This window comes from Catenuloplanes japonicus, assembly GCF_000717135.1.
In the GTDB taxonomy this organism is placed as follows: Bacteria; Actinomycetota; Actinomycetes; order Mycobacteriales; family Micromonosporaceae; genus Catenuloplanes; species Catenuloplanes japonicus.
In genome coordinates this window covers 43463-61360 of record NZ_JNXY01000022.1, presented here as the reverse complement: position 1 = coordinate 61360, position 17898 = coordinate 43463, and the positions used below count along the sequence as shown (strand labels likewise).

Annotated in this window: 22 protein-coding genes; all 22 read left to right on the top strand. The window is 67.3% G+C overall.

Translation table 11 applies throughout. The features are described 5' to 3' along the window. Nucleotides 1-61: 61 nt before the first annotated feature. Nucleotides 62-3952: a DNA-directed RNA polymerase subunit beta' gene (locus tag OP04_RS28060; RefSeq protein ID WP_033342868.1), complete on the top strand. Its 3891-nt coding sequence runs from the start codon at nt 62-64 to the stop codon at nt 3950-3952. A gap of 92 nt (nt 3953-4044) precedes the next feature. Beyond that, a complete protein-coding gene (locus OP04_RS28055; protein WP_033342867.1) occupies nt 4045-4410 on the top strand; it encodes a hypothetical protein in 366 nt (121 codons plus the stop codon). 95 nt (nt 4411-4505) lie between these two features. Further along, entirely contained in the window at nt 4506-5534 is a 1029-nt protein-coding gene (locus OP04_RS55845) for a phage holin family protein (protein ID WP_232323763.1), read from the top strand. A gap of 515 nt (nt 5535-6049) precedes the next feature. Next, the gene (gene rpsL, locus OP04_RS28045; RefSeq protein ID WP_033342866.1) at nt 6050-6424 is read left to right on the top strand and encodes a 30S ribosomal protein S12; all 375 of its coding nucleotides are present in this window, start codon (nt 6050-6052) and stop codon (nt 6422-6424) included. Nucleotide 6425: 1 nt separating this feature from the next. Continuing rightward, nucleotides 6426-6896 carry a 30S ribosomal protein S7 gene (rpsG, locus tag OP04_RS28040; protein ID WP_033342865.1) on the top strand — a complete coding sequence of 157 codons (471 nt, stop codon included), beginning with the start codon at nt 6426-6428 and terminating at the stop codon, nt 6894-6896. Between the two features lie 120 nt (nt 6897-7016). Then, entirely contained in the window at nt 7017-9113 is a 2097-nt protein-coding gene (gene fusA, locus OP04_RS28035; protein ID WP_033342864.1) for an elongation factor G, read from the top strand. A 179-nt stretch (nt 9114-9292) separates the two neighbouring features. Continuing rightward, complete coding sequence (gene tuf / locus OP04_RS28030) at nt 9293-10486, top strand: elongation factor Tu (RefSeq protein ID WP_033342863.1); 1194 nt, start codon at nt 9293-9295, stop codon at nt 10484-10486. A 419-nt stretch (nt 10487-10905) separates the two neighbouring features. Next, on the top strand, nt 10906-11214 hold the full coding sequence (gene rpsJ / locus OP04_RS28025) for a 30S ribosomal protein S10 (RefSeq protein WP_007073037.1): 309 nt from the start codon (nt 10906-10908) through the stop codon (nt 11212-11214). Nucleotides 11215-11227: 13 nt separating this feature from the next. Beyond that, nucleotides 11228-11890 carry a 50S ribosomal protein L3 gene (gene rplC / locus OP04_RS28020; protein WP_033342862.1) on the top strand — a complete coding sequence of 221 codons (663 nt, stop codon included), beginning with the start codon at nt 11228-11230 and terminating at the stop codon, nt 11888-11890. Then, on the top strand, nt 11887-12534 hold the full coding sequence (gene rplD / locus OP04_RS28015) for a 50S ribosomal protein L4 (RefSeq protein WP_033342861.1): 648 nt from the start codon (nt 11887-11889) through the stop codon (nt 12532-12534). Before rplC ends, rplD begins: the two co-directional genes overlap by 4 nt. Beyond that, on the top strand, nt 12531-12833 hold the full coding sequence (rplW, locus tag OP04_RS28010) for a 50S ribosomal protein L23 (RefSeq protein ID WP_033342860.1): 303 nt from the start codon (nt 12531-12533) through the stop codon (nt 12831-12833). The genes rplD and rplW overlap by 4 nt, the downstream gene beginning before the upstream one ends. A gap of 12 nt (nt 12834-12845) precedes the next feature. Then, nucleotides 12846-13685: a 50S ribosomal protein L2 gene (gene rplB, locus OP04_RS28005; protein WP_033342859.1), complete on the top strand. Its 840-nt coding sequence runs from the start codon at nt 12846-12848 to the stop codon at nt 13683-13685. Nucleotides 13686-13710: 25 nt separating this feature from the next. After that, nucleotides 13711-13992, top strand: coding sequence for a 30S ribosomal protein S19 (rpsS, locus tag OP04_RS28000; protein ID WP_033342858.1), 282 nt, complete (start codon nt 13711-13713; stop codon nt 13990-13992). 38 nt (nt 13993-14030) lie between these two features. Further along, nucleotides 14031-14483 (top strand): 50S ribosomal protein L22, encoded by a 453-nt coding sequence (rplV, locus tag OP04_RS27995; protein WP_035086821.1) that lies wholly within the window; start codon nt 14031-14033, stop codon nt 14481-14483. After that, a complete protein-coding gene (gene rpsC / locus OP04_RS27990; RefSeq protein WP_033342857.1) occupies nt 14483-15331 on the top strand; it encodes a 30S ribosomal protein S3 in 849 nt (282 codons plus the stop codon). Before rplV ends, rpsC begins: the two co-directional genes overlap by 1 nt. A 3-nt stretch (nt 15332-15334) precedes the next feature. Next, a complete protein-coding gene (gene rplP, locus OP04_RS27985) occupies nt 15335-15760 on the top strand; it encodes a 50S ribosomal protein L16 (protein WP_033342856.1) in 426 nt (141 codons plus the stop codon). Continuing rightward, nucleotides 15760-15993, top strand: coding sequence for a 50S ribosomal protein L29 (gene rpmC, locus OP04_RS27980; RefSeq protein WP_033342940.1), 234 nt, complete (start codon nt 15760-15762; stop codon nt 15991-15993). Before rplP ends, rpmC begins: the two co-directional genes overlap by 1 nt. Then, the gene (gene rpsQ / locus OP04_RS27975) at nt 15993-16274 is read left to right on the top strand and encodes a 30S ribosomal protein S17 (protein ID WP_033342855.1); all 282 of its coding nucleotides are present in this window, start codon (nt 15993-15995) and stop codon (nt 16272-16274) included. Before rpmC ends, rpsQ begins: the two co-directional genes overlap by 1 nt. A 130-nt stretch (nt 16275-16404) precedes the next feature. Next, nucleotides 16405-16773, top strand: a complete 369-nt coding sequence (rplN, locus tag OP04_RS27970) for a 50S ribosomal protein L14 (protein WP_007465279.1) — start codon at nt 16405-16407, stop codon at nt 16771-16773. Beyond that, nucleotides 16770-17090 carry a 50S ribosomal protein L24 gene (gene rplX, locus OP04_RS27965; RefSeq protein WP_198154004.1) on the top strand — a complete coding sequence of 107 codons (321 nt, stop codon included), beginning with the start codon at nt 16770-16772 and terminating at the stop codon, nt 17088-17090. Before rplN ends, rplX begins: the two co-directional genes overlap by 4 nt. Further along, nucleotides 17090-17659, top strand: a complete 570-nt coding sequence (gene rplE / locus OP04_RS27960) for a 50S ribosomal protein L5 (RefSeq protein WP_033342854.1) — start codon at nt 17090-17092, stop codon at nt 17657-17659. The genes rplX and rplE overlap by 1 nt, the downstream gene beginning before the upstream one ends. 7 nt (nt 17660-17666) lie before the next feature. Beyond that, on the top strand, nt 17667-17852 hold the full coding sequence (locus tag OP04_RS27955; protein ID WP_033342853.1) for a type Z 30S ribosomal protein S14: 186 nt from the start codon (nt 17667-17669) through the stop codon (nt 17850-17852). Nucleotides 17853-17898 lie beyond the last annotated feature (46 nt).

The following is a 17898-nucleotide window of genomic DNA, read 5'->3' as shown; positions in this document are numbered from 1 at the left end:
GAACCGAGGCCCAGGCCGGAGCCCAACTAGCCTTAAAGACACGACACGAGGGATATATAACGTGCTCGACGTCAACTTCTTCGACGAGCTCCGCATCGGGCTGGCCACCGCCGACGACATCCGGCAGTGGTCGCACGGTGAGGTCAAGAAGCCTGAGACGATCAACTACCGCACTCTGAAGCCCGAGAAGGACGGACTCTTCTGCGAGAAGATCTTCGGTCCTCAGCGGGACTGGGAGTGCTACTGCGGCAAGTACAAGCGGGTCCGGTTCAAGGGCATCATCTGTGAGCGCTGCGGCGTCGAGGTGACCCGGTCCAAGGTCCGTCGTGAGCGCATGGGTCACATCGAGCTGGCCGCTTCGGTGACCCACATCTGGTACTTCAAGGGCGTCCCGAGCCGGCTCGGTTACCTTCTGGACCTGGCGCCGAAGGACCTTGAGAAGATCATTTACTTCGCGTCGTACGTGATCACGAGCGTCGACACCGAGGCGCGTCACCGTGACCTCTCGACGATCGAGAACGAGATCTTCGCGGAGAAGCGCCAGTCGGAGAACAGCCGCGACTCGGAGATCGAGAAGCGCGCCGCCAAGCTCGAGCAGGACCTGGCCGAGCTGGAGGCCGAGGGCGCCAAGGCCGACGTGCGCCGCAAGGTCAAGGAGTCCGGCGAGCGCGAGATGCGCCAGATCCGCGACCGTGCGCAGCGTGAGATCGACCGGCTGGACGAGGTGCTCGACACCTTCCGCAAGCTGGACAAGAAGCAGCTGGTCACGGACGAGCTGCTCTACCGCGAGCTGCGTGACCGCTTCGGTGAGTACTTCACCGGCGGCATGGGCGCCGAGGCGATCAAGGCCCTCCTCGAGGGTCTCGACCTCGACGCCGAGGCGGAGAACCTGCGGGAGATCATCCGCAGCGGCAAGGGCCAGCGGAAGATCCGGGCGCTCAAGCGGCTCAAGGTCGTGGCGGCGTTCCTGAACACCCGCAACTCGCCGCTCGGCATGGTGCTGGACTGCGTCCCGGTCATTCCGCCGGACCTGCGTCCGATGGTGCAGCTGGACGGTGGCCGTTTCGCGACCTCCGACCTGAACGACCTGTACCGCCGCGTGATCAACCGGAACAACCGGCTCAAGCGCCTGATCGACCTGGGCGCTCCCGAGATCATCGTGAACAACGAGAAGCGGATGCTGCAGGAGGCCGTCGACGCGCTGTTCGACAACGGCCGCCGCGGCCGGCCGGTCACCGGCCCGGGTAACCGCCCGCTGAAGTCGCTGTCCGACATGCTCAAGGGCAAGCAGGGCCGGTTCCGCCAGAACCTGCTCGGCAAGCGCGTGGACTACTCCGGTCGTTCCGTCATCGTCGTGGGCCCGCAGCTCAAGCTGCACCAGTGTGGCCTGCCGCGCATGATGGCGCTGGAGCTGTTCAAGCCGTTCGTGATGAAGCGCCTGGTGGACCTGAACCACGCGCAGAACATCAAGTCGGCCAAGCGCATGGTCGAGCGTCAGCGCCCGGTCGTGTGGGACGTGCTGGACGAGGTCATCACGGAGCACCCGGTTCTGCTGAACCGTGCGCCGACGCTGCACCGTCTCGGCATCCAGGCCTTCGAGCCGCGGCTGGTCGAGGGCAAGGCCATCCAGATCCACCCGCTCGTCTGCACCGCGTTCAACGCGGACTTCGACGGTGACCAGATGGCGGTCCACGTGCCGCTGTCCGCCGAGGCCCAGGCCGAGGCGCGGATCCTGATGCTGTCCTCGAACAACATCCTCAAGCCGTCCGACGGCAAGCCGGTCACCATGCCCACCCAGGACATGGTCATCGGTCTGTACCACCTGACCCACCTGCGCCCCGAGGGCAAGGGTGCGGGCCGGGTGTTCAGCTCGGACGCCGAGGCGCGGATGGCCTTCGACAACGGCGAGCTCGGGCTCGGCGCTCCGGTCCGGATCCGTCTGCACGACGTGATCAGCGTGGACAACGGTGCCAAGGCCGAGAAGTGGGTCGCGCCGGAGGACTGGGAGCCCGGTCAGCAGCTGCTGGTCGAGACCACGCTGGGCCGCGTCCTCTTCAACGAGACGCTGCCGGTGGGGTACCGCTACGTCAACTACGAGATCCGCAAGGGTCAGCTCTCGGCGATCGTCAACGACCTCGCCGAGCGCTTCCCGAAGGTGACGCTGGCGGCGACGCTGGACGCGCTGAAGGAGTCCGGTTTCCACTGGGCGACCTGGTCCGGCGTGACCATCGGTATGGGCGACGTCGTCCCGCCGCCCGGCAAGCCGGCGATCCTGGAGCGGTACGAGAAGGAGGCCGCGCAGATCGACAAGCAGTACCAGCGTGGTCTCATGACCGCCGAGGAGCGCCGCGGCGAGCTGATCGAGATCTGGACCAAGGCGACCAACGAGGTCGCCAAGGAGATGGACACCGCACTCCCGCAGGACAACCCGCTCTGGGTCATGATCAACTCGGGTGCCCGCGGTAACCTGCTCCAGCTCCGGCAGATCGCCGCGATCCGTGGTCTGGTGGCCAACCCCAAGGGCGAGATCATCCCGCGCCCGATCAAGGCCTCGTACCGTGAGGGTCTGTCCGTGCTGGAGTACTTCATCTCCACGCACGGTGCCCGCAAGGGTCTCGCCGACACGGCCCTGCGTACCGCCGACTCGGGTTACCTGACCCGTCGTCTGGTGGACGTCTCGCAGGACGTGATCATCCGCGAGGAGGACTGCGGCACCGAGCGCGCCATCCCGATGCAGGTCTCCGACCGGCTCCCGGACGGCTCGCTGGTCATCCACGAGCACGCCGAGACCGGTGTGCACGCCCGTACGCTGGCCGACACGATCACCGGCCCGGACGGCGCCGTGGTGGCCACGCGCGGCGAGGACATCAACTCGATCATGGTCGACAAGCTGCACGCGGCCGGCGTCGAGTCGGTCCGGGTGCGCTCCGTGCTGACCTGCGAGTCGAAGCTGGGCGTCTGCGCGGCCTGCTACGGCCGTTCGCTGCCGACCGGCAAGACCGTGGACGTCGGCGAGGCCGTCGGCATCATCGCGGCCCAGTCCATCGGTGAGCCCGGCACGCAGCTGACGATGCGTACCTTCCACACCGGTGGTGTCGCGGGTGAGGACATCACCCAGGGTCTGCCGCGTGTCCAGGAGATCTTCGAGGCGCGCGTGCCCAAGGGCAAGGCGCCGATCGCGGACACTCCCGGTCGCGTCCGGATCGAGGACGGCGAGCGCGTTCGCAAGATCATCGTGGTGCCGGACGACGGCAGCGAAGAGATCGTCTACGACAAGATCTCGAAGCGGTCGAAGCTCCGTCGCCAGGACGGCGAGCACGTGATGGTCGGCGAGAAGCTCACCGAGGGCACCATCGACCCGCACGAGCTGCTCCGCATCCTCGGCCCGCGCGCGGTCCAGGTCCACCTGACCTCCGAGGTCCAAGAGGTCTACCGCTCGCAGGGTGTGCTGATCCACGACAAGCACATCGAGATCATCATTCGCCAGATGCTCAAGCGGGTCACCGTCATCGACTCGGGCTCCACCGAGTTCCTGCCGGGCCTGCTGGTCGACCGCGCGCTCTTCGAGTCGGAGAACCGCCGCCTGGTCGCCGAGGGCGGGGAGCCGGCCGCCGGCCGTCCCCAGCTCATGGGCATCACGAAGGCGTCGCTGGCCACGGACTCGTGGCTGTCGGCGGCCTCCTTCCAGGAGACGACCCGCGTCCTCACCGACGCGGCGATCAACTCGCGCAGCGACTCGCTCGTGGGCCTGAAGGAGAACGTGATCATCGGTAAGCTCATCCCGGCCGGTACCGGTATCTCCAAGTACCGCGCGGTCCGGGTCGAGCCGACCGAGGAGGCGAAGGCCAAGGTCTACTCGATGACCGGTTACCCGGAGACCGACTACGGTTTCGGGCCGGCCAGCGGGCAGGCCGTGCCGCTCGACGACTTCGACTTCGGGTCGTACCGCTGAGCTGCTGATCTAGTCAGTTGAACTACCGCCGAAGGCGGGGACGCACCACGCGTCCCCGCCTTCGGTGTTTTGCACGGTGATCGCGAGGGATGATGGGACCCATGAGCTTTCCTCAGCCGTTGACGGTCGGCCCCGGGCGGCATCCGCTCGACCCGGAGCCGGTGCGCTCCACCAAGGCGCCGACCGTGTTCGCGCTCGGGCTGATCGCGCTGTTCACCGGCCCGCTGGTCGGCGGCCTGGTGCCGGGCGTGATCGCGCTGATGCTGGCCCGGGAGGCGGAGCGTGAGGCGTATGCGTCCGGCGGCTACCTGACCGGGGCACTGTGGATCCGCCGCGGCACCGCGCTCGCCTGGATCGGCATCACGTTCGCGATCTGCGCGCTGGTCGCGGCGCTGGTCATCGCGATCTTCAACGTGGCCACCGCGCCGCTGCAGGACTTCGGGCCGGGCATCGACTGACACGAGCGCGGTCCGCTGTGCCATGCTCGGCGGGCGCCCTCGACGCACGGGTGGCCCCGCGGCGATCGCGGGGACAGTGGGAGGAGAACAGAGGCGTGACCGAACAGCCGCAGGGCGGGGGCTACGACTCCGTGTGGCAGCGGCCCGGGTCCGAGCCGCCCGTGGACGGACCGGGCGTGACACCGCCTGTGGACGGACCGGGCGGGACGCCTCCGGCGGCGCCGCAGCACGTGGCCGGGCCGGCGGACTATCCGCCCGCGCCGGGGCAGCCTGCCGGTGGTCAGCCGTACCCGGGGTATCCGTACGCGGCACCGCAGGGGCAGCAGGCGTACCCGGGGCATCCGGGGCACCCTGTGGCCTACCAGGGACATCCGGGGCAGCAGCCGGCGTACCCGGGGTATCCCGGGGCGTATCAGGGGCATCCCGGCCCGCCGGCGGCGTATCAGGTCCAGCCAGGAGGGTACCCGGGGTATCCGGGGCAGCCGGGCGCGTATCCGGGGCACCCGGCGCAGCCAGGGGCGTATCCGGGTTATCAGGGGCAGCAGGGGGCGTATGCGGGCTACCCGGGTGCGCCGATGCCGCAGCAGGGATATCCGGCGCCGCAGCAGGCCTACGGCTACGCGACCGCGGTCGCCGCGCCCGCGCCGGCCGGGCCGCCGCTCTCGCCGTACCCCCCGATGGGTGTGAATGGTTTTGGTGGTCCTCCGCCGCCGCGGGAGGGCTGGGGTCGCGCGGAGCGGGTGGAGCCGGTGCCGGAGACGCCGTTCGCGGTGGTGCACCTGGAGGTGCCGTCCGTGGTCTCCGGGCTGGCGATCGGGTCGCTGGTCACGGGCATCACGGCGCTGCTGGTGTCGTTCGCGGTGGCGTGTTTCGGGCTGCTGGGCGCGGAGAGCGGCTGGGGTGCGCTGGTCGCCGGTGCGTTCGCGTTGCTGGCCGTGATCGCGGGCGTGGGGGCGACCGTGCAGGGTCTCGGCGCGCTGCGTCAGGTGCGCCGGCCGGCCGAGGCGTCGTCCATCCGGTTCAGTGGGCGCGGGCTGGCGATCGCGGGTCTGTCCTGCGGTGGCGGTGGTGCCGCGGTGGCGCTGCTGTCCCTGCTGATCGTCGTGGTCCTGAGCCTGTCGTAGGTACTTGCCCGGCAGGCCGCGGGCATGTAGGGAGTCAGTGAATGGCGTCCCTGGGGACCGGGTACACTTGTTTTGCAGAGTGGTTCGTCGCTGATGGTGCCAGCTTCAGGTTTTCCCTGAGGCAAGGTCCAAAGCCGGAGATTCGTTGGGAGTCAATGCAGTGGGGAGATAGTTCCTCCTTGCCATCCGGTTTTGACCGACGCCCTCACGGTGGGTACTCTTTCCCTTCGTGCCCGGGTTCGCTCGGGCAACTTGTGCGTGCGCCGTTTCAACGATGCGCACCACGACAATGGCAGACCAGCGCGAGTCTTCTCCGCGCGACCGTAGCGCCGGGCGACACGCCCGACCGCGGGGGTCGAGAGGCCTACTAACGCGGGCCCCCCGATCGGAGCAACAGGTAAGACCGGCGCAGCCGGGCAGGTAAGACAGACGGTCCGGTCGCCACAAGGGCGGCCGCCACGGAATTTAACGGGCCAGGCAAGCAGGCCCGGATAGGACAGGGAGCGGAGTACCCGGTGCCCACGATCCAGCAGCTGGTCCGCAAGGGCCGCCAGGCGAAGACGAGTAAGACCAAGACGCCGGCGCTGAAGGGGAGTCCCCAGCGTCGCGGAGTCTGCACGCGCGTCTACACCACCACCCCGAAGAAGCCCAACTCGGCGCTGCGCAAGGTCGCTCGTGTGAAGCTCAGCAGCCAGATCGAGGTGACCGCGTACATCCCCGGTGTGGGTCACAACCTGCAGGAGCACTCGATCGTGCTCGTGCGTGGCGGTCGTGTGAAGGACCTTCCGGGCGTTCGCTACAAGATCATCCGCGGTTCGCTCGACACCCAGGGTGTGCGTAACCGCAAGCAGGCGCGCAGCCGTTACGGCGCGAAGAAGGAGAAGAGCTGACATGCCGCGTAAGGGCCCCGCTCCCCGTCGGCCGCTGACGCCGGACCCGGTTTACAACTCGCCGCTCGTCACGCAGCTGGTGAACAAGATCCTGGCGGACGGCAAGCGCCAGCTCGCCGAGCGCATCGTGTACGGCGCTCTCGAGGGCTGCCGCGAGAAGACCGGCACTGACCCGGTCGTCACGCTGAAGCGCGCGATGGACAACGTCAAGCCGACCCTCGAGGTCCGCAGCCGCCGTGTCGGTGGCGCGACCTACCAGGTGCCGGTCGAGGTCCGCCCGACCCGCGCACTCACGCTGGGCCTGCGCTGGCTGACGACGTACTCCAAGGCGCGTCGTGAGAAGACCATGATCGAGCGGCTGCAGAACGAGCTGCTCGACGCGAGCAACGGCCTCGGCGCCGCGGTCAAGCGGCGTGAGGACACGCACAAGATGGCCGAGTCGAACAAGGCCTTCGCGCACTACCGCTGGTAATCAGCCGCCCGGCGCCGGTCTCGTACCGGTTGCCGGGCACACCGCTGGATCATCCGGCGCACTCTCATCCGGTGCCTGCCGGGTGATCTAGCAACCCGACGAGACGAAGTAGGGATTAAAGTGGCCGCCGCAGACGCGCTCGCCAACGTACGCAACATCGGCATCATGGCGCACATCGATGCTGGTAAGACCACGACTACTGAGCGAATCCTGTTCTACACCGGCATCACGTACAAGATCGGTGAGGTCCACGAGGGCGCCGCCGTCATGGACTGGATGGAGCAGGAGCAGGAGCGGGGCATCACCATTACCTCCGCCGCCACGAAGTGCGAGTGGAAGGGCCACACGATCCAGATCATCGACACGCCCGGCCACGTCGACTTCACGGTCGAGGTCGAGCGGTCGCTGCGGGTCCTGGACGGCGCGGTGGCGGTCTACGACGGCGTCGCCGGCGTGGAGCCCCAGACCGAGAACGTCTGGCGGCAGGCCGACAAGTACAACGTTCCGCGTATGTGCTTCGTCAACAAGCTCGACCGCACCGGCGCCGACTTCTACCGCTGCGTGCAGATGATGAAGGACCGGCTCAACGCCACCACCCTGGTGCTGCAGATTCCGATCGGCAACGAGTCCGACTTCATCGGCGTCGTGGACCTGATCACCATGAAGGCTCTCACCTGGCGCGGTGAGACCCAGAAGGGTGAGGACTACGCGATCGAGGAGATCCCGGCCGAGCTGCAGGACGACGCCGAGCTCTGGCGCTCGACGCTCCTGGAGACGCTCGCCGAGAACGACGACGAGATCATGCTGAAGTATCTGGAGGGCGAGGAGCTCTCGATCGAGGAGATCAAGGCCGGCATCCGCCGTGCCACGATCGCCGGCAAGGCGAACCCGGTGCTCACCGGTTCGGCGTTCAAGAACAAGGGCGTGCAGCCCATGCTCGACGCCGTGGTGGAGTACCTGCCGTCGCCGCTGGACATCCCGGCCATCGAGGGCACCAAGACGGACGGCGAGACCCCGCTGCTGCGGAAGCCGTCCAACTCGGAGCCGTTCTCCGGTCTGGCCTTCAAGATCCAGACCGACAAGCACCTCGGCAAGCTCACGTACGTCCGGGTCTACTCCGGCACGCTCGACTCCGGTTCCCAGGTGGTCAACTCCACCAAGGACCGCAAGGAGCGGATCGGCAAGATCTACCAGATGCACGCGAACAAGCGTGAGGAGCGCCCCACAGCGCAGGCCGGCGACATCATCGCCGTCCAGGGTCTGAAGCAGACCACCACCGGTGACACCCTGTGCGACCCGGCGAACCCGGTCATCCTCGAGTCGATGACGTTCCCGGAGCCGGTCATCTCGGTGGCGATCGAGCCGAAGACCAAGTCCGACCAGGAGAAGCTGGGCACCGCGATCCAGCGTCTGGCCGAGGAGGACCCGACCTTCCGCGTCCGCAACGACGAGGAGACCGGTCAGACGGTCATCTCCGGCATGGGCGAGCTCCACCTGGACATCCTGGTGGACCGCATGCGCCGCGAGTTCAACGTCGAGGCCAACGTCGGCAAGCCGCAGGTGGCGTACCGCGAGACCGTTCGCCGCAAGGTGGAGAAGGTCGAGTTCACGCACAAGAAGCAGACCGGTGGTTCGGGTCAGTACGCCCGCGTCATCGTGAGCATCGAGCCGCTGCCGCTGACGAACGACGGCCCGACGTACGAGTTCGTCAACGCGGTCTCCGGCGGTCGCATCCCGAAGGAGTTCATCCCTTCGGTCGACGCCGGTGCACAGGACGCCATGCAGTACGGCATCCTCGCGGGCTACCCGCTGGTCGGCGTGAAGCTGACGCTGCTCGACGGTCAGTACCACGAGGTCGACTCGTCCGAGATGGCGTTCAAGATCGCCGGCTCGATGGCGCTGAAGGAGGCGGCTCGCAAGGCCGACCCGGCGCTGCTCGAGCCGATGATGGCCGTGGAGGTCACCACTCCTGAGGAGAACATGGGTGACGTCATCGGCGACCTCAACTCCCGCCGCGGCATGATCCAGGCCATGGAGGAGCGGAGCGGCGCTCGCGTCGTCCGCGCCCAGGTGCCGCTGTCGGAGATGTTCGGCTACGTCGGCGACCTGCGGTCGAAGACCCAGGGCCGGGCGAGCTACAGCATGCAGTTCGACTCCTACGCTGAGGTTCCGAACAGCGTGGCGAAGGAGATCATCGCCAAGGCGACCGGGGAGTAGTTCTTCCCCAGGCCCGCCCCGGCGGGCTGCGTGAGACCTGGCCTGACGGCCGAAGCGGCCTCAAAGACCGCAGTGTCACGGGTCGGATGTGAATCCGGCCCGTGGCGCACAGTCGACAATGTCCGCGGAGCCCCAGCCGGCATCGCGGATGACGAAACACAGTCCACAGGAGGACACCAGTGGCGAAGGCGAAGTTCGAGCGGACTAAGCCGCACGTCAACATCGGCACCATTGGTCACATCGACCACGGTAAGACGACGCTGACCGCGGCCATCACGAAGGTCCTGCACGACCAGTACCCGGACCTGAACCCCTACACGCCGTTCGACGAGATCGACAAGGCGCCGGAGGAGAAGGCTCGTGGTATCACGATCTCCATCGCGCACGTCGAGTACCAGACCGACAAGCGGCACTACGCGCACGTCGACTGCCCCGGCCACGCGGACTACATCAAGAACATGATCACCGGTGCCGCGCAGATGGACGGCGCGATCCTGGTGGTCGCGGCGACCGACGGCCCGATGCCGCAGACCAAGGAGCACGTGCTCCTGGCCCGCCAGGTCGGCGTTCCGTACATCGTCGTGGCGCTCAACAAGAGCGACATGGTCGACGACGAGGAGCTCCTGGAGCTCGTCGAGCTCGAGGTCCGCGAGCTGCTCAGCACCTACGAGTTCCCGGGCGACGACCTGCCGGTCGTGCGCGTCTCGGCGCTCAAGGCGCTTGAGGGCGACCCGGAGTGGACCGGCAAGCTGCTCGAGCTGATGGACGCGGTCGACACCGCGATCCCGCAGCCCGAGCGCGAGACCGAGAAGCCGTTCCTCATGCCGATCGAGGACGTCTTCACGATCACCGGTCGTGGCACCGTGGTGACCGGTCGCGCCGAGCGCGGCATCCTCAAGCCGAACGAGGAGGTGGAGATCGTCGGCATCCGCGAGAAGTCGACCAAGACGATCTGCACCGGTATCGAGATGTTCCGCAAGGTGCTGGACGAGGCGCGCGCCGGCGAGAACGTCGGTCTGCTCCTCCGCGGCATCAAGCGCGAGGACGTCGAGCGCGGCATGGTCATCGTGAAGCCGGGCACCTCTACTCCGCACACGGAGTTCGAGGGCCAGGTTTACATCCTCTCCAAGGAGGAGGGTGGCCGGCACACGCCGTTCTTCCAGAACTACCGCCCGCAGTTCTACTTCCGTACCACGGACGTGACCGGCGTCGTGACTCTCCCCGAGGGCACCGAGATGGTCATGCCGGGCGACAGCACCTCCATGGCCGTCAAGCTGATCCAGCCCATCGCCATGGACCAGGGTCTGAAGTTCGCGATCCGTGAGGGTGGCCGCACCGTCGGCGCCGGCACGGTCACGAAGATCATCAAGTAAGTAAACAGGTACCCCGATTAGCATTGCCGTTGGGTAATACGGCATACTAGTCAGGTTGCGTCCGCGCGGGGCGGCTGGATGTGCTGTGTCTTTGTGACGCCGCGTCCAGTCGCCCTCGCCCGGCGTTCGGGGAAAGTTTGATCTTTACCTGAGCGCCCCGATCCCGGCGGACGAGTCCTTCTGACGAAGGGCTGCCCCTGATTGTGGGGGTGCAGGGCAATCGCTCCGAATTCTGGGGCGGAGCGTGAAGTTACAACGCGACACGCCCGACCGCGGGGGTCGGACAGCACAGGGCCGAGGGTCCTGTGCCCCGGGTCAAATCCGGCCGAGTGAACAACTTGGCCGAGTCTGATCCGGGGGCATGCCGAGGAGTTCTACTCGGCAGGTAGCGGCATCGAGAGAAGGAAACAGAAGCCACCATGGCGGGACAGAAGATCCGCATCCGGCTCAAGGCCTACGACCACGAGGTGGTCGATTCCTCGGCGCGGAAGATCGTCGAGACGGTGACGCGCACCGGGGCGCAGGTCGCGGGACCGGTGCCGCTGCCCACGGAGATCAACCGTTTCTGCGTGATCCGTTCGCCGCACAAGTACAAGGACTCGCGCGAGCACTTCGAGATGCGTACGCACAAGCGTCTGATCGACATCATCGACCCGACCCCGAAGACGGTCGACTCGCTTATGCGCCTCGACCTGCCGGCCGGCGTCGACATCGAGATCAAGCTGTAGGGACTGCGAACTCATGGACAGGCAAGTGAAGGGCATCCTGGGCGCCAAGCTCGGCATGACCCAGGTCTGGGACAACAACAAGGTTGTCCCGGTGACCGTGGTGCAGGCCGGCCCGTGCGTCGTGACCCAGGTCCGCACCGCTGACACGGACGGCTACTCCGCGGTCCAGCTGGCGTTCGGTGCGATCGACCCCCGCAAGGCCAACAAGCCGCGGGCAGGTCACTTCGCCAAGGCCGACGTCGCTCCGCGCCGTCACATCGTCGAGCTGCGGACCTCCGACGCGGGCGAGTACTCGCTCGGTCAGGAAGTCACCGTGGACTCGTTCCCGGTGGGCTCTCCGGTCGACGTGACCGGCCGGACCAAGGGCAAGGGCTTCGCCGGTGTCATGAAGCGGCACGGCTTCCACGGCCTCCGCGCGAGCCACGGTGTCGAGCGTAAGCACCGCTCCCCGGGCTCGATCGGCGCCTGCGCGACCCCTGGTCGCGTGTTCAAGGGCGTCCGCATGGCGGGCCGGATGGGCAGCGCGCGCTACACCGTGCAGAACCTGACCGTTCAGGCGGTCGACGTGGAGAACAACCTGCTGCTCGTCCGTGGTGCCATTCCTGGCCCCAAGGGTGCGCTGATCCTGGTGCGTTCCGCCGCGAAGGCCCCGGTGAAGAAGGGTGCCGTCAAGTGAGCTCCATTGACGTGCTGAACGCCGAGGGCGCGAAGGCCGGCTCTGTCGACCTGCCCGCGGAGATCTTCGACGTGCAGGCCAACATCCCGCTGATGCACCAGGTCGTGGTGGCTCAGCTGGCGGCCGCCCGCCAGGGCACGCACAAGGTGAAGACCCGCGGTGAGGTCTCCGGCGGCGGCAGGAAGCCGTACAAGCAGAAGGGCACCGGCCGCGCCCGTCAGGGCTCGACCCGTGCGCCGCAGTTCGCCGGCGGTGGCGTCGTGCACGGCCCCGTGCCGCGCGACTACTCGCAGCGGACCCCCAAGAAGATGAAGGCCGCCGCCCTGCGTGGCGCCCTCTCCGACCGGGCCCGCGACGGTGCGCTGCACGTGGTCGAGGCGTTCGTCACCGGCGAGACGCCGTCGACGAAGGCCGCCCTGGCCACGCTGGCCAAGGTGACCGGGGAGACCAAGGTCCTGGTCGTGCTGACCAGCGAGGACGAGCTCAACTGGCTCTCGCTGCGCAACGAGCCGACCGTGCACCTGATCGAGGTCGGGCAGCTCAACACGTACGACGTGCTGAACTCCCTCGCGGTGGTCTTCACCAAGGACGCTCTCGACCAGTTCGTGGGCGGCCGCTCCAAGAGCGAGGAGGGTGACAAGTGACCACGATCTCGGATCCGCGCGACATCATCGTCGCGCCGGTGGTCTCTGAGAAGAGCTACAGCGTTCTCGACCAGAACTGGTACACGTTCCTGGTCCACCCGGACGCGAACAAGACCGCCATCAAGATCGCTATCCAGCAGATCTTCAACGTGCGCGTTCTGACCGTGAACACGTCTAACCGCGAGGGCAAGCGGAAGCGGACCAAGACCGGTTTCGGTCAGCGCAAGGCTACCAAGCGCGCGCTGGTGAAGCTGGCTGACGGGGACCGCATCGAGGCCTTCGGCGGCCCGGTCAGCTGAGGGGTGTAGGACATGCCTATTCGTAAGTACAAGCCGACGACGCCGGGCCGCCGTGGCGGCTCCGTCTCGGACTTCGCCGAGATCACGCGCTCCACCCCGGAGAAGTCGCTGCTCGTGCCGCTGCCCAAGAAGGGCGGCCGCAACGCGCACGGCCGGATCACCACCCGTCACCAGGGTGGTGGCCACAAGCGCCAGTACCGCTTGATCGACTTCAAGCGGGCGGACAAGGACGGCATCCCGGCCAAGGTCGCTCACATCGAGTACGACCCGAACCGCACCGCCCGTATCGCGCTGCTGCACTACGTCGACGGCGAGAAGCGCTACATCCTCGCGCCGAAGGACCTGAAGCAGGGCGACAAGGTCGAGGCCGGTGTCGGCGCCGACATCAAGCCGGGCAACAACCTGCCGCTGCGCAACATCCCGGTCGGCACCCAGGTGCACGCCGTGGAGCTGCGTCCGGGCGGCGGTGCCAAGCTGGCCCGTTCGGCCGGCGTCGGCATTCAGCTGCTGGGCCGCGAGGAGCAGTACGCGACCCTGCGTATGCCGTCCGGTGAGATCCGGCGCGTCGACGTGCGCTGCCGCGCCACCGTCGGCGAGATCGGCAACGCCGATCAGTCGAACATCAACTGGGGCAAGGCCGGCCGTATGCGGTGGAAGGGCAAGCGCCCGACCGTCCGCGGTGTCGCCATGAACCCGGTCGACCACCCGCACGGTGGTGGTGAGGGCAAGACCTCCGGTGGTCGCCACCCGGTCAACCCGGCTGGTAAGCCCGAGGGCCGTACCCGTCGCAAGGGCCAGGCGAGCGACAAGCTGATCGTCCGCCGCCGCTACGCAACCCGCAAGCGCGGCTGATAGAGACAGCTGGACTGGAGAAGACATGCCTCGCAGCCTGAAGAAGGGCCCGTTCATCGACGACCACCTCCTCAAGAAGGTGGAAGTCCAGAACGACAAGGGCTCGAAGAACGTCATCAAGACCTGGTCGCGTCGCTCGACGATCATCCCCGAGATGCTCGGGCACACGATCGCCGTGCACGACGGGCGCAAGCACGTCCCGGTGTTTATCTCCGAGGCGATGGTCGGCCACAAGCTCGGTGAGTTCGCTCTGACCCGCACGTTCAAGGGTCACGAGAAGGACGACCGCAAGAGCCGCCGGCGCTGAGCAGAAGTCACGGATTAGAGGATCAAGGGGTTACAGCGATGCCAGGAAAAGGCGACGCTCCGGTGCTGCCGGGCGCGCGGGCGGTGGCGCGGCACGTCCGCGTCTCGCCGATGAAGGCGCGTCGGGTGGTCGACCTCGTTCGTGGTCTGCCCGCGAAGGAGGCACTCACCGTGCTGCAGTTCGCACCGCAGTCGGCGAGCGAGCCGGTCTACAAGGTGCTGGCCAGCGCGATCGCGAACGCTGAGAACAACGAGCGGCTGGATCCTGACGCGCTGCTGGTCGCCGAGGCGTTTGTGGACGAGGGCCCGACGCTCAAGCGGTTCCGGCCGCGCGCTCAGGGTCGGGCTTACCGCATCCGCAAGCGCACCTGCCACATCACGATCGCCGTCGAGGCAGTGGCGCCGAAGGCGCGGCCCGCCAAGAAGGCCGCTGCCAAGAAGGCCGCTCCCGCGGCCGAGCAGCCCAAGAACGAGACGGAGGCGGCCGAGTAATGGGTCAGAAGGTTCACCCGCACGGGTTCCGACTCGGCATCTCGACCGACTGGAAGTCCCGCTGGTTCGCGGACAAGCTCTACAAGGACTACATCGGCGAGGATGTCAAGATCCGCCGCATGATGTCCAAGGGCCTCGAGCGTGCCGGCATCTCCAAGGTGGACATCGAGCGCACCCGTGACCGGGTTCGCGTCGACATCCACACCGCCCGTCCGGGCATCGTCATCGGCCGTAAGGGCGCGGAGGCGGACCGGATCCGGGGCGAGCTGGAGAAGCTCACCGGCAAGCAGGTGCAGCTGAACATCCTCGAGGTCAAGAACCCCGAGTCGGACGCGCAGCTGGTTGCCCAGGGCGTTGCCGAGCAGCTGTCCAGCCGCGTCAGCTTCCGCCGGGCCATGCGCAAGGCGATGCAGTCCGCGATGAAGAACCCGGTCTGCAAGGGCATTCGGGTTCAGGTCTCGGGTCGCCTCGGCGGCGCCGAGATGAGCCGCACGGAGTTCTACCGTGAGGGTCGCGTTCCGCTGCACACGCTGCGGGCCAACATCGAGTACGGCTTCTTCGAGGCCCGTACCACCTTCGGCCGTATCGGCGTGAAGGTCTGGATCTACAAGGGTGACGCCGTGCCGGGCCGCGAGGCCCCGCAGGACACGGCTCCGTCCCGTCCGCGCCGTGAGCGTGGCGACCGGCCCGAGCGGCCGCGTCGTGGCCGGTCCGGCTCGTCCGGCACCACCGCGGGCGGCACCGAGGCCGGTCGTGCGGCCGCCGCCGCGCAGGCCTCTGAGGCCTCGTCGGCTCCGGCCGCGGAGAGCTCCGCGCCGGCCGCCGCAGAGAAGCAGCAGGAGGGCTGACAGATGCTGATCCCGCGCAAGCCCCCGAAGGGCTTCCGCAAGCCGCACCACCCGGACCGTCACGGTTCGAGCAAGGGCGGCAACCGGGTGGTGTTCGGTGAGTTCGGTATCCAGGCTCTGGAGCCGGCCTACGTCACCAACCGTCAGATCGAGTCGGCCCGTATCGCGATGACCCGCCACATCAAGCGTGGCGGCAAGGTCTGGATCACGATTTTCCCGGACCAGGCGCTCACGAAGAAGCCGGCCGAGACCCGCATGGGTTCCGGCAAGGGTTCGCCGGAGTGGTGGGTCGCGAACATCAAGCCGGGCCGCGTCCTGTTCGAGATGTCCTTCCCGAACGAGGCGATCGCGCGCGAGGCGATGCGCCGCGCGATTCACAAGCTGCCGATGAAGTGCCGCATCGTGAAGCGCGAAGTGGGTGAGGCGTGATGGCAGCCGGTACCAAGGCTACCGAGTTCCGTGAGCTCTCCGAGGAGGAGCTGATCGCGAAGCTCAAGGAGGCCAAGGCGGAGCTGTTCAACCTCCGGGTGCAGGGCGCCACGGGTCAGCTGGACAACAACCGGCGGCTGCCTGTCGTCCGCCGGGAGATTGCCCGGATCTACACGATTCTGCGTGAGCGGGAGCTCGGTCTCTCGTCCGCGCCGTCTGAGGTGACTGCCTGATGAGTGAGAACACCGCCGAGACCGCCGAGGTCCGCGGCCGCCGCAAGGTCCGTGAGGGCCTGGTGGTCAGCGACAAGATGGACAAGACCGTCGTTGTCGAGGTCGAGGACCGCGTCAAGCACGCGCTGTACGGCAAGGTCATCCGCCGTACGCGCAAGCTGAAGGTCCACGACGAGCAGAACGCCGCCGGCGTCGGCGACCGTGTCTCCCTGATGGAGACCCGGCCGCTGTCCGCCACCAAGCGGTGGCGGATCGTCGAGATCCTCGAGAAGGCGAAGTAGCCCGACACGACCGGGGCTTCGGCCCCGGCACGTGTCGGTGCGGGAAATCAGCCCGCGCCTAGCGCGGACCAGGTTCCGCCAAGCTCCGCCCCAGCATCGGGCGGAGAACTGGCAGACATAGGAGATAGACGTGATCCAGCAGGAGTCGCGACTGCGTGTCGCCGACAACACGGGTGCCAGGGAGATCCTGTGCATCCGGGTGCTCGGCGGCTCGGGTCGGCGCTACGCGAGCATCGGCGACGTCATCGTGGCCACCGTCAAGGACGCGATCCCGGGCGCCGGTGTCAAGAAGGGCGACGTCGTCAAGGCGGTCGTCGTCCGCACCGCGAAGGAGCGGCGCCGGCCCGACGGGTCGTACATCCGCTTCGACGAGAACGCCGCCGTGATCATCAAGGACGGCGGTGACCCCCGTGGTACCCGTATCTTCGGCCCGGTGGGCCGTGAGCTGCGGGACAAGCGGTTCATGAAGATCATTTCGCTCGCCCCGGAGGTGTTGTGACCGTGAAGGTCAAGAAGGGCGACACGGTCGAGGTCATCGCCGGGAAGGACAAGGGCGTTCGGGGCAAGGTCATTGCCGCCTACCCGCGCCTGGACAAGGTCCTGGTCGAGGGCGTGAACCGAGTCAAGAAGCACGAGCGCATCCAGACCACTCAGCGTGGCGCGAAGACCGGTGGCATCGTTACGCAGGAGGCCCCGATTCACGTGTCCAACGTGATGGTGGTCGACTCCGACGGCAACCGGACCCGTGTGGGCTACCGGATCGACGAGAACGGTTCCAAGATCCGTATCTCGCGTCGTAACGGCAAGGAACTGTGATGACGGCAGCTACCGAAACCAAGATCCAGCCGCGTCTCAAGGCGCGGTACCGGAACGAGATCATCGCGCAGCTGCGTGAGCAGCACCAGTACGCGAACGCCATGCAGGTCCCCGGTCTGGTGAAGATCGTGGTCAACATGGGTGTCGGCGAGGCTGCCCGCGACGCGAAGCTCATCGACGGTGCCGTCCGCGACCTGGCCACGATCACCGGCCAGAAGCCGCTGATCCGCCGCTCCCGCAAGTCCATCGCGCAGTTCAAGCTGCGTGAGGGCATGCCGATCGGCGCGAAGGTCACCCTGCGGGGCGACCGGATGTGGGAGTTCCTGGACCGGCTGCTGTCGATCGCGCTCCCGCGTATCCGCGACTTCCGCGGACTCGACGGGCGCAAGCTCGACGGCAACGGCAACTACACGTTCGGTCTGACCGAGCAGTCGGTGTTCCACGAGATCGACCAGGACCGGATCGACCGTACCCGGGGCATGGACATCACCGTGGTGACCTCGGCGAAGACCGACGATGAGGGCCGGGCGCTGCTGAAGCTCCTTGGCTTCCCGTTCAAGGAGCAGTGAGCGATACATGGCCAAGAAGGCGCTGATCCTGAAGGCGGCCGCGAAGCCCAAGTTCGCGGTGCGCGCGTACACCCGTTGCCAGCGGTGCGGCCGGCCGAAGGCCGTCTACCGCAAGTTCGGTCTGTGCCGCGTCTGCATCCGGGAGATGGCCCACCGCGGCGAGCTGCCCGGTGTGTCGAAGGCTTCCTGGTAACCATCCGCCACGCTGCGAATTCACAGAAGACAGTGGCACCTCTTCG

Coding starts and splice junctions, on each gene's coding strand:
- OP04_RS28055 (WP_033342867.1), top strand. CDS start 4,045: ATGGGACCCATGAGCTTTCCTCAGCCGTTGACGGTCGGCCCCGGGCGG.
- rpsG (WP_033342865.1), top strand. CDS start 6,426: ATGCCGCGTAAGGGCCCCGCTCCCCGTCGGCCGCTGACGCCGGACCCG.
- rpsJ (WP_007073037.1), top strand. CDS start 10,906: ATGGCGGGACAGAAGATCCGCATCCGGCTCAAGGCCTACGACCACGAG.
- rplC (WP_033342862.1), top strand. CDS start 11,228: ATGGACAGGCAAGTGAAGGGCATCCTGGGCGCCAAGCTCGGCATGACC.
- rplB (WP_033342859.1), top strand. CDS start 12,846: ATGCCTATTCGTAAGTACAAGCCGACGACGCCGGGCCGCCGTGGCGGC.
- rpsS (WP_033342858.1), top strand. CDS start 13,711: ATGCCTCGCAGCCTGAAGAAGGGCCCGTTCATCGACGACCACCTCCTC.
- rplV (WP_035086821.1), top strand. CDS start 14,031: ATGCCAGGAAAAGGCGACGCTCCGGTGCTGCCGGGCGCGCGGGCGGTG.
- rpsC (WP_033342857.1), top strand. CDS start 14,483: ATGGGTCAGAAGGTTCACCCGCACGGGTTCCGACTCGGCATCTCGACC.
- rplP (WP_033342856.1), top strand. CDS start 15,335: ATGCTGATCCCGCGCAAGCCCCCGAAGGGCTTCCGCAAGCCGCACCAC.
- rpmC (WP_033342940.1), top strand. CDS start 15,760: ATGGCAGCCGGTACCAAGGCTACCGAGTTCCGTGAGCTCTCCGAGGAG.
- rpsQ (WP_033342855.1), top strand. CDS start 15,993: ATGAGTGAGAACACCGCCGAGACCGCCGAGGTCCGCGGCCGCCGCAAG.
- rplE (WP_033342854.1), top strand. CDS start 17,090: ATGACGGCAGCTACCGAAACCAAGATCCAGCCGCGTCTCAAGGCGCGG.
- OP04_RS27955 (WP_033342853.1), top strand. CDS start 17,667: ATGGCCAAGAAGGCGCTGATCCTGAAGGCGGCCGCGAAGCCCAAGTTC.